Source organism: Agarivorans sp. (assembly GCF_050295395.1).
In the GTDB taxonomy this organism is placed as follows: Bacteria; Pseudomonadota; Gammaproteobacteria; order Enterobacterales; family Celerinatantimonadaceae; genus Agarivorans.
On record NZ_JBNKPP010000259.1, the window covers coordinates 22,658 to 31,555 of the forward strand.

The following is an 8,898-nucleotide window of genomic DNA, read 5'->3' on the forward strand; positions in this document are numbered from 1 at the left end:
TCTCTGAAAGCGGCGTAATCATTGGCCTAGAGGGATGACAGCACTTTTAATGCACACACTTATCCACAAATTCAGTGGATAACTTGCTGCAGCTGGCATTAACAAAGGCTTTTGTTAATTGTGTATAAAAATTGGCTCTCTAGGTTTTACCGCATCTACTCATTTAATTGACCTTAGGATTGCCTTTTTACTGAGTAACAAATGTTGTTTTTTTACTCTTAGCGAACAAGATTCGATCACTCCAAGCGGGTAACTGGATGTAAGTTGAGCAAACAGACACTATTTATCAATTTTGATGTAGAATTAGTTGACACTTATAAGGGCAATTATTACTATGCGCCCCGCACTTAAGCAAAGCGATTCCCCAGTAGCTCAGTTGGTTAGAGCGGTGGACTGTTAATCCATGTGTCGTTGGTTCAACTCCAACCTGGGGAGCCACTCAATTTGCTTAGGTATAATCAAGATTCCCCAATAGCTCAGTTGGTAGAGCGGTGGACTGTTAATCCATGTGTCGTTGGTTCAAGCCCAACTTGGGGAGCCAATCTTGCTTTTAAAATAGGTTCAATATTATATGATTCCCCAATAGCTCAGTTGGTAGAGCGGTGGACTGTTAATCCATGTGTCGTTGGTTCAAGCCCAACTTGGGGAGCCAATCATATAATCAAGATAATCTTACGATTCCCCAATAGCTCAGTTGGTAGAGCGGTGGACTGTTAATCCATGTGTCGTTGGTTCAAGCCCAACTTGGGGAGCCACTCAATTATCTTTATCTACCTTACCCTTCCCCAGTAGCTCAGTTGGTTAGAGCGGTGGACTGTTAATCCATGTGTCGTTGGTTCAACTCCAACCTGGGGAGCCATTTTCTACCATTCCCCCTAATTCCAAAGCAATTTTTATACATTTCTCAACATAATTATTATGGGTATTGCTAAGCATCTGATAGATAAGTCTATTGTTTGCATGTATTATTAAATTGAGTGTTTATTTAATAGACAGGGAAAATATGAAAGGGCTTCGAACATTTTTTGTCGTAAATGCTTTTTTATTTATCTTATTATGGCTATCTGTAGTGGCGGTTCACCTGCAGTTATTTAAAGCCGACCTCGCTAGAGAAGATCAGCAAGTCACTGAGCTACTCTCTTTGCAGCTGACCGAACCTAGCCAGTTAACCACAGCCAACTTACAACTGTTACGTGATCAGCATAATCTCAGTTTTATTTCTACTCAATTGGCGGTTGATAATACCCTCGCCTTGGCTGGTGCCTCACAACATTGGCTAGTAGAGCTAGTAGAGCCTAGTAAAACACGCATGAAAACCATCGCTGTGGGCAAGTATCGGCTTAATTTTAAGCCCTCTTTCGAATTTGTTGGTGATAGTTATTTAAGGCTTTATTTAAGTATTGCTGCACTTTGCATCTTGGGTTATCTATTAACCAGTTTGTTGTTTGTTCGCGCCGTATCCAGTATTAAATCTAAGCTGAAAAAATTAGTAAATGCCGATCGTTTAACTGACGAGACTCCAGTATTGGGTAATGTTGGTGAGTTAATTAAAGAGCAAAAACTGAAATTTACCCAACAAATTCGCCAACAGAAACATGCCATTCAACAGTTAGAGCAACAAGTTGCATTAGACCCCCTTACTGGGCAATTAAATCGCCATTCTTTTCGCCAAGACATGCAACAGATGCTTAGTGAACCGCCTAATAATACAGTGTTGTTTTTAGTGCGCGCCTCTCAGTTACAAGAGATCAACAAGGCGCGTGGCCATCAAGCTGGCGATGACTACATTAAGGATATTGCCAAAATTGTAGATAGTAGCCGTAGAGATTATTCTAACAGCCAACTGTATCGCTTATTGGGAGCAGAGTTTGCATTAATTATTCCTAAGTTTGCCGCTAGTCGAGTTAGCCAAATAGCCCAAGATTTGAGAGCAGCATTAACCGAGTACAGTAACAGTAAACAGCTCCAAAGCGCCGCCTACATTGGTGTTACCGAACTGAAAAAAGACGATTCTATCGAACGGGTCATTTCTCGCGCTGATGCGGCTCTGGCCATTGCTCAGAGCTTGTCGCCTAATGCTTGGGAAGTGGTGTTGGATGATGATGAAAATTTAGAAAGTAGTGACTTACAATGGCAAAAAACCATTGATTACCTAATTGCTAAAAGCAATTTTAACATTGCATCTCAGGCCATTCAGTCGATGCATCGAACCATGCCCGCCTACCATGAAGTGTTTATCCGTTTTATATCCGACCAAAAACAGCAATTGCCTACTGAAACCACCCTATCAATGGCTCAGCGCTTAGGTAAGATTGAACAACTAGAAAAAGCCACCATCGCTTATATACTCAAAACTATTTCCGCTCAAAATGCCGATTATCGTTGGGGTATCAATCTCAGTAAGTTAATTTTAACCGACCCCAATTTTTGTAGCTGGTTAACTCAGCACTTACAACGTTACCCTAATTTAAAATCCCGAGTGGTGTTTGAATTAGAAGAAGAAACCTTAGACGCGCATATCAGTAATGCCAAAAAGCTATTTGAAGTATTACGCCGTAATAGCTGCCATACTGCCATCGCCGACTTTGGTAATGGCATTGGCTCGTTCAAGCTGTTCAAAGAGCTGAAACCTAACTACGTTAAAATCAGTAGTGATTTAGTACAGCAGTTAGAAGCAGACAAAAGCAACCAGCAATTTGTCAGTATGTTAGTGGAAGTATCACACCGTTTAGGTTGTCAGGTGATTGCCCAAGGTGTTGAAACTTTAGAGCAAAAGCAGTTGCTTGAATCGATGTACGTTGACAGTATGCAGGGCTACTTAATAAGTCGCCCTAAACTGATTTCTTAATTCACGTTTAACGCAGGGGTTGTTGGTAGATCACTTGGTTGCTACTGCCCCGCCAGACTAACTTGGCATCCGCCAAGTCTTGTTCAAATTTACCATCGATAAGGGTATCGACCATTTTAACAATGGTTTGTTGCTGGGCATTCAGTTCAGCTAAACGATAACCGGTCCACATCCAAATATCTTTCCCCGGACATTCTTCCCGAACCCGCCGCACCAAGGCTTCGATGCTATCGAGGTTCTTTGGATGTAAAGGATCGCCGCCACTTAAACTCAAGCCGCGGCGTTTAATGCGGCTATCGTTTAAATCGTCGATGATCTTCTGTTCCAATTCGGGGCTAAAGTAGTGCCCCGCATCACAGGACCAAGATTTTTGGTTATAGCAGCCTCGACAGTGATGCTCGCAACCAGCCACGAACAAGGTACAACGAGTACCTTGCCCGTTTACCACATCAATAGCGTGATAACTGAGGTAGTTCATTACAGATGTTTGACTCTGCGTTTAACTTCTTCTTGCTTGCCGTAGTTAAACGGACGCGCATCTGGGCTGCCTAAATAGCCACACACGCGACGCGTAACCGACACTTTGCTGGATTCTGAGTTGCCACATGATGGGCACTCAAAGCCTTTGCTGGTACAGTTAAATTCACCAGTAAAACCACATTCATAACACTCGTCAATTGGCGTATTGGTACCGTAATAAGGCACTCGGGTGTAGCTGTAATCCCAAACGTCTTCTAAGGCTTCAGTGTTGTGTTGTAGATTTGGATATTCACCGTAACAAATAAAGCCGCCACTGCTTACCGCTGGATAAGGTTGCTCGAAGTCGATTTTATCGAATGGATTTACCTTTTTCTCAACGTCTAGGTGGAAGCTGTTGGTGTAATAGCCCTTATCGGTCACCCCTTCAATCACACCAAATTTCTTGGCATCAAGGCGGCAGAAGCGGTCACATAAGTTTTCACTAGGCGTACTATACAAACTAAAGGCATACCCGCTTTCTTTCTCCCAGCGTAAAGTGGCTTGTTTCAACGCGGTAACAATACCAATAGCTTTTTGTTGTAGCTGTTTATTATCGTAAACATGCTGGGCATTACCGTATAGTGCATTCACCGTTTCATGTAAGCCAATGTAACCCAAAGAAATAGATGCTCGGCCATTTTCAAAAATACTAGACACGTCATCTTCGGCATTCAGTCTTACGCCACATGCGCCTTCCATATAAAGAATCGGAGCCACCTTAGCTTTAACCCCTTTAAGACGCGAAATACGGCTATCTAAGCCCAGTTTGGCCACACTCAAACGTTGATCGAGCAGTTCAAAGAAGCGCTGTTCGTCGCCTCTTGCTTCAATGGCGATGCGTGGCAGGTTAATACTCACCACGCCAAGGTTATTGCGCCCGTCATGGATTTCTTTACCCTCTTCTTGGTACTGACCAAGGAAGCTACGACAACCCATTGGCGTTTTAAATGAGCCTGTTACTTCAACCACTTTGTCATAGTTTAAAATATCTGGGTACATGCGCTTAGACGCACACTTCAAAGCCAACTGCTTGATATCGTAGCTGGGATCTTCTTGTTTGTGATTTAAGCCATCTTTAATGGCAAATACCAACTTAGGAAATACCGCTGTTTTGGCATTTTTTCCTAGGCCGGCGATACGGTTTTCTAAAATGGAGCGTTGAATTAGTCGCGAAGCCCAGCAAGAGCCTAAGCCAAAACCAAAAGTCACAAACGGGGTTTGTCCATTGGCTGTGTGTAAGGTATTCACCTCATACTCTAATGATTGGAAGGCGTCGTGGCATTCTTTTTCTGTTTGAGCCTTAGCATAAGCTTCGGCATCGGCGATGTTCCAACGTTCAGCAATCACTAAATGCTTGTCGTAACTCTTTTGCACATAAGGGGCTAGAATTTCGTCAATGCGGTTAATGGTGGTGCCGCCATAAATGTGGCTGGCAACCTGAGCAATAATTTGCGCGGTTACCGCTGTAGCAGTAGAAATAGACTTCGGCGTTTCAATTTCGGCATTGCCCATTTTAAAACCACCAGTCAACATGCCTTCTAAGTCAATCAACATGCAATTGAACATTGGAAAGAACGGCGCATAGTCTAAATCGTGGAAGTGGATCTCACCTGCGTCATGGGCTTGCACTACGTCACGAGGCAATAAATGGGTTTTGGCGTAATGTTTAGCCACAATACCGGCCAATAAATCACGCTGAGTTGGAATCACCTTGCTGTCTTTATTCGCATTTTCGTTGAGCAACGCTGCATTACTTTGCTCAACCAAACCACGAATTTCAGCATTCAATACGCTGCGCTTATCACGCGCCACATCACGATCATGACGATATTCGATGTATGCACGCGCCAGTGTTTTGTTATCACTTTCCATTAAGTGGTTTTCCACCGAGGCTTGGATATCATTAATATCCACTTCTGGGTGGTTAACAAATTGCTCTGTTACTTGCTGTGCAATGTGTAGCGCAACCAAGTTATCCTTAACCCCTAGGGCTTCAGCTGCTTTTAACACTGCATCGACAATCCGTTTAGCGTCGTAAGGTACACGGCTTCCGTCTCGTTTTATCACGACTGTTTTCACGATTTACGCTCCAATATTCTCTCACTGATTCATTAAAATACTTGCAAACCACGCCGCTCAAGGCTTTGCAGCCAATGCTAAGCAAAAAAGCACTGTGTTTGATGGTTAACCATATGTAGTGGTGGTAAATTCTAGTTCCCACTACATGTAGTAGTCGAGAGATTTAATTTTTAAAGTTATTACCAATGATCGAGATCAATCGAAGCGTAAAAAGTAAATTTGATCGCGCAAAAATGCTCCATAAATCACAGCAAAAAATTGCTTGCTTTTCCACATACAACTCACGGTTGTTATAGCGCCCACAAACGAGGATAATAGCGCTTTGTTTCGCTGCGTCTTAATTCAATGACTGAATATTTTTTGTTATTAATCAGTACCGTGTTGGTCAACAACTTTGTCTTGGTCAAATTTCTAGGCCTATGCCCTTTTATGGGGGTATCAAGCAAGGTTGAAACGGCTATCGGCATGGCTTTAGCCACTACTTTCGTGCTAACTCTAGCCTCGATGTGCTCCTATTTAGTAGAGCAATACATCTTGGTTCCGCTAGAAATCGAATACTTGCGTACCATGAGCTTTATTTTGGTGATTGCGGTAGTCGTGCAGTTCACTGAAATGTTTGTACAAAAAGCCAGCCCAGCGTTACATCGAGTGCTCGGTATTTACTTACCCCTAATCACTTCAAACTGTGCCGTGTTGGGGGTGGCCTTACTTAATGTTAACGAACAGCACGATCTTTTTCAGTCGATCATCTATGGTTTTGGCGCGGCGGCAGGTTTTTCGCTAGTTTTGATTTTGTTCTCGGCGATGCGAGAACGGCTAGTGGTTGCCGACATTCCTGTTCCTTTTAAAGGCGCTGCGATCGCAATGATCACCGCCGGTTTAATGTCTTTAGCCTTCGTTGGTTTCACCGGATTAATTAAGTAGTATATCAACTATGTTAGAAGCCTTAATTGCAATTACTTTACTCGCTTTAGTATTTGGTGGGATCTTGGGCTATGCCGCCATCAAATATAAAGTTGAAGGCAACCCCATTGCCGACCAAGTAGAGTCCTTACTGCCACAAACTCAATGTGGGCAATGTGGTCACCCCGGCTGCAGACCTTACGCAGAAGCCATTGCCAACGGCGAAGCGATTAACAAATGTCCTCCCGGTGGTGAAGAAACCGTCGCCAAAATTGCTGACTTACTTGGCGTGGAAGCGATTCCGCTAGATGAAGCAGCGGTAAAAGAAGATGACCGTAAAAAAGTCGCCTTTATCGTTGAAGAGGCTTGTATTGGTTGCACCAAATGCATTCAGGCTTGTCCAGTAGATGCCATCATGGGGGCCAACAAACACATGCATACGGTAATCAGTAAAGAATGTACTGGTTGTGAGCTTTGCGTAGCCCCCTGCCCAACCGATTGTATTGAAATGCGACCGGTACCTATTACTACCAAAAACTGGGATTGGAAATTGAACCAAATAAACGTTTCAATTATCGAGGCCGATAAATAATGCTGGCTTGGTTAGACAAAATTAGACAAGGCTTCACTTGGAGCTATCAAGGTGGCGTGCACCCAGCAACCCACAAGCAAAACATTAGCTGTGCCCAGCCCAAGCCACTGCCCTTACCGCGCCGCGTTTGTATTCCTGTGCAACAGCACATTGGCAGTGCCGGAAAACTCATTGTAGAGCCAGGACAACGGGTTAAAAAAGGTCAGGCCTTAACCCAATCGCAATTTTTTCAAGCGCCACCAGTACACGCTTCACTAGCGGGTACTATTGTGGCCATAGAACCCAGAATATCAGCGCATCCGTCTGCTCTACCCGAGCTCAGTGTGGTGATAGACGTAGACCAACAGCAGCAAGATTGCGACTACTTAACGCCGTTAACCGAACAAGAGCTCAGCCCCGAACTGATCTGCCAGCGCGTACATCAAGCAGGTATTACCGGCATGGGCGGAGCAGGCTTCCCCACAGCCTTAAAAATTACCCCAAATAAACCGCTGGATGTATTGATCATTAATGGCGCGGAATGTGAACCGTATATTACCGCCGATGACTGCTTAATGCGCAATTACGCCAATGAGCTGCTACGTGGCGTTTCCTTACTGCAAACAGCACTACAGCCAAAATTAACCATTATCGCGGTGGAAGATGATAAGCCCGAAGCCCTAAAAGCCCTGCGTGAAGCCAGCGACGAAGGGCTTATGATACGAAGTATTCCTACTAAATATCCCTCTGGTGGTGAGAAACAATTGATTCAAATTCTCACCGGCAAGGAAGTGGGTGCGAAGCAACTACCGATAGACATGGGGATTTTGGTGCATAACGTAGGCACCGCTTATGCAATACACCGCGCAGTCGATCATGGTGAGCCGTTAATTTCTCGCATTATTACCTTGGCTGGCGACCGGCTAAGGCAATCCGCCAACTACTGGATGAGTATTGGCACTAGCGTTGCCGACATCATCGATGAGCAAGCGGCCCACGCCTCTGAAGGCCCTGTCATTATGGGCGGCTCGATGATGGGCTTTATGTTGCCTAGCACCCAAGCGCCTGTGATAAAAACCACCAACTGTTTAATCTTAAATAAGCCTCAAGCTGCGGTAGCTGAGTCACCTTGTATTCGCTGTGGCGAATGTGCCCAAGCCTGCCCCATGGGCCTGTTGCCCCAACAACTCTATTGGTTTGCGAAGGGCGACGAGCTAAATAAAGCGCGCGAATACAATATTATGGATTGTATTGAATGCGGTGCGTGTGCCTTTGTTTGCCCCAGTAATATTTCTTTAGTTGAATATTACCGCACCGCCAAAGCCAAAATTAAGAGTGAAGATCAGGCTAAGCAAGAAGCCGAGCTGGCGAAACAGCGTTTTGATGCTCGCCAAGCACGCTTAGAAAAAGATAAAGCTGAACGTAAAGCCAAACATCAGCAGGCGGCTTTACGTCGTCAAAGCCAAGCTCAAGCCAATAGTGAAGCAGATAAACCCGATCCAGTAGCCGCAGCACTGGCCCGCGTTAAACAAGCTAAGCAAGCGGCTCCCGCCGCCAAGCAAACCGACAGCGGCGAATGGGTACCCGATAATCAACAAGCTATTGCCGCAAGAGCAGCACGTAAAGCACAACGACGAGCCAAGCAAGCCGCAGAAGTTGAGAGTAATAACAACCAACAGGCGACCAGCTCAAGCAATCCCGCAGTAGCGGCAGCCATTGCCCGTGCTAAAGCGAAGAAAGCTCAAACTGAGCAAGAGCCAAGCGCTAGCGAGAACAGACCAGCAAGTTCTAGCAACCCTGCGGTTGCGGCAGCCATTGCTCGGGCTAAAGCCAAGAAAGCTCAAACCGAGCAAGAGTCAAGCGCCAGTAACGACAAACCAGCAAGTTCTAGCAATCCTGCGGTAGCGGCAGCCATTGCTCGGGCTAAAGCCAAGAAAGCTCAAACCGAACAAGAGTCAAGCGCCAGTAACGACAAACC

At 45.0% G+C, this 8,898-nt stretch carries 6 protein-coding genes and 5 tRNA genes; 9 read left to right on the forward strand and 2 right to left on the reverse strand.

Annotation, left to right across the window (positions count from 1 at the left end; all coding sequences use genetic code 11):
• Positions 1-361 precede the first annotated feature (361 nt).
• From ACQY6Q_RS15190 to ACQY6Q_RS15215, 6 genes are all read left to right on the forward strand, one after another.
• Positions 362-438 (forward strand) — tRNA-Asn (locus ACQY6Q_RS15190).
• Positions 439-465: 27 nt separating this feature from the next.
• Positions 466-541, forward strand: a tRNA-Asn gene (locus ACQY6Q_RS15195).
• Between the two features lie 35 nt (positions 542-576).
• Positions 577-652, forward strand: a tRNA-Asn gene (locus ACQY6Q_RS15200).
• A gap of 27 nt (positions 653-679) precedes the next feature.
• Positions 680-755 (forward strand) — tRNA-Asn (locus tag ACQY6Q_RS15205).
• Positions 756-782: 27 nt separating this feature from the next.
• A tRNA-Asn gene (locus ACQY6Q_RS15210) sits at positions 783-859 on the forward strand.
• A 210-nt stretch (positions 860-1,069) separates the two neighbouring features.
• The gene (locus tag ACQY6Q_RS15215; RefSeq protein WP_427982651.1) at positions 1,070-2,848 is read left to right on the forward strand and encodes an EAL domain-containing protein; all 1,779 of its coding nucleotides are present in this window, start codon (positions 1,070-1,072) and stop codon (positions 2,846-2,848) included.
• Between the two features lie 7 nt (positions 2,849-2,855).
• Here the strand turns inward: ACQY6Q_RS15215 and nrdG are convergent, their stop codons facing one another.
• Positions 2,856-3,326: an anaerobic ribonucleoside-triphosphate reductase-activating protein gene (gene nrdG / locus ACQY6Q_RS15220; protein ID WP_427982653.1), complete on the reverse strand. Its 471-nt coding sequence runs from the start codon at positions 3,324-3,326 to the stop codon at positions 2,856-2,858.
• Positions 3,326-5,446, reverse strand: a complete 2,121-nt coding sequence (gene nrdD, locus ACQY6Q_RS15225; protein WP_427982655.1) for an anaerobic ribonucleoside-triphosphate reductase — start codon at positions 5,444-5,446, stop codon at positions 3,326-3,328. The genes nrdG and nrdD overlap by 1 nt, the downstream gene beginning before the upstream one ends.
• Before the next feature lie 345 nt (positions 5,447-5,791).
• Between nrdD and rsxA the strand changes: the two genes are divergently transcribed.
• The 3 genes from rsxA to rsxC all read left to right on the forward strand — a co-directional run.
• Positions 5,792-6,370: an electron transport complex subunit RsxA gene (gene rsxA / locus ACQY6Q_RS15230; protein WP_055731699.1), complete on the forward strand. Its 579-nt coding sequence runs from the start codon at positions 5,792-5,794 to the stop codon at positions 6,368-6,370.
• Position 6,371: 1 nt separating this feature from the next.
• A complete protein-coding gene (gene rsxB, locus ACQY6Q_RS15235) occupies positions 6,372-6,941 on the forward strand; it encodes an electron transport complex subunit RsxB (protein ID WP_427982659.1) in 570 nt (189 codons plus the stop codon).
• Positions 6,941-8,898, forward strand: a 1,958-nt coding sequence (gene rsxC, locus ACQY6Q_RS15240) for an electron transport complex subunit RsxC (RefSeq protein ID WP_427982657.1), incomplete at its 3' end; no start/stop codon positions are given. The genes rsxB and rsxC, both read left to right, overlap by 1 nt.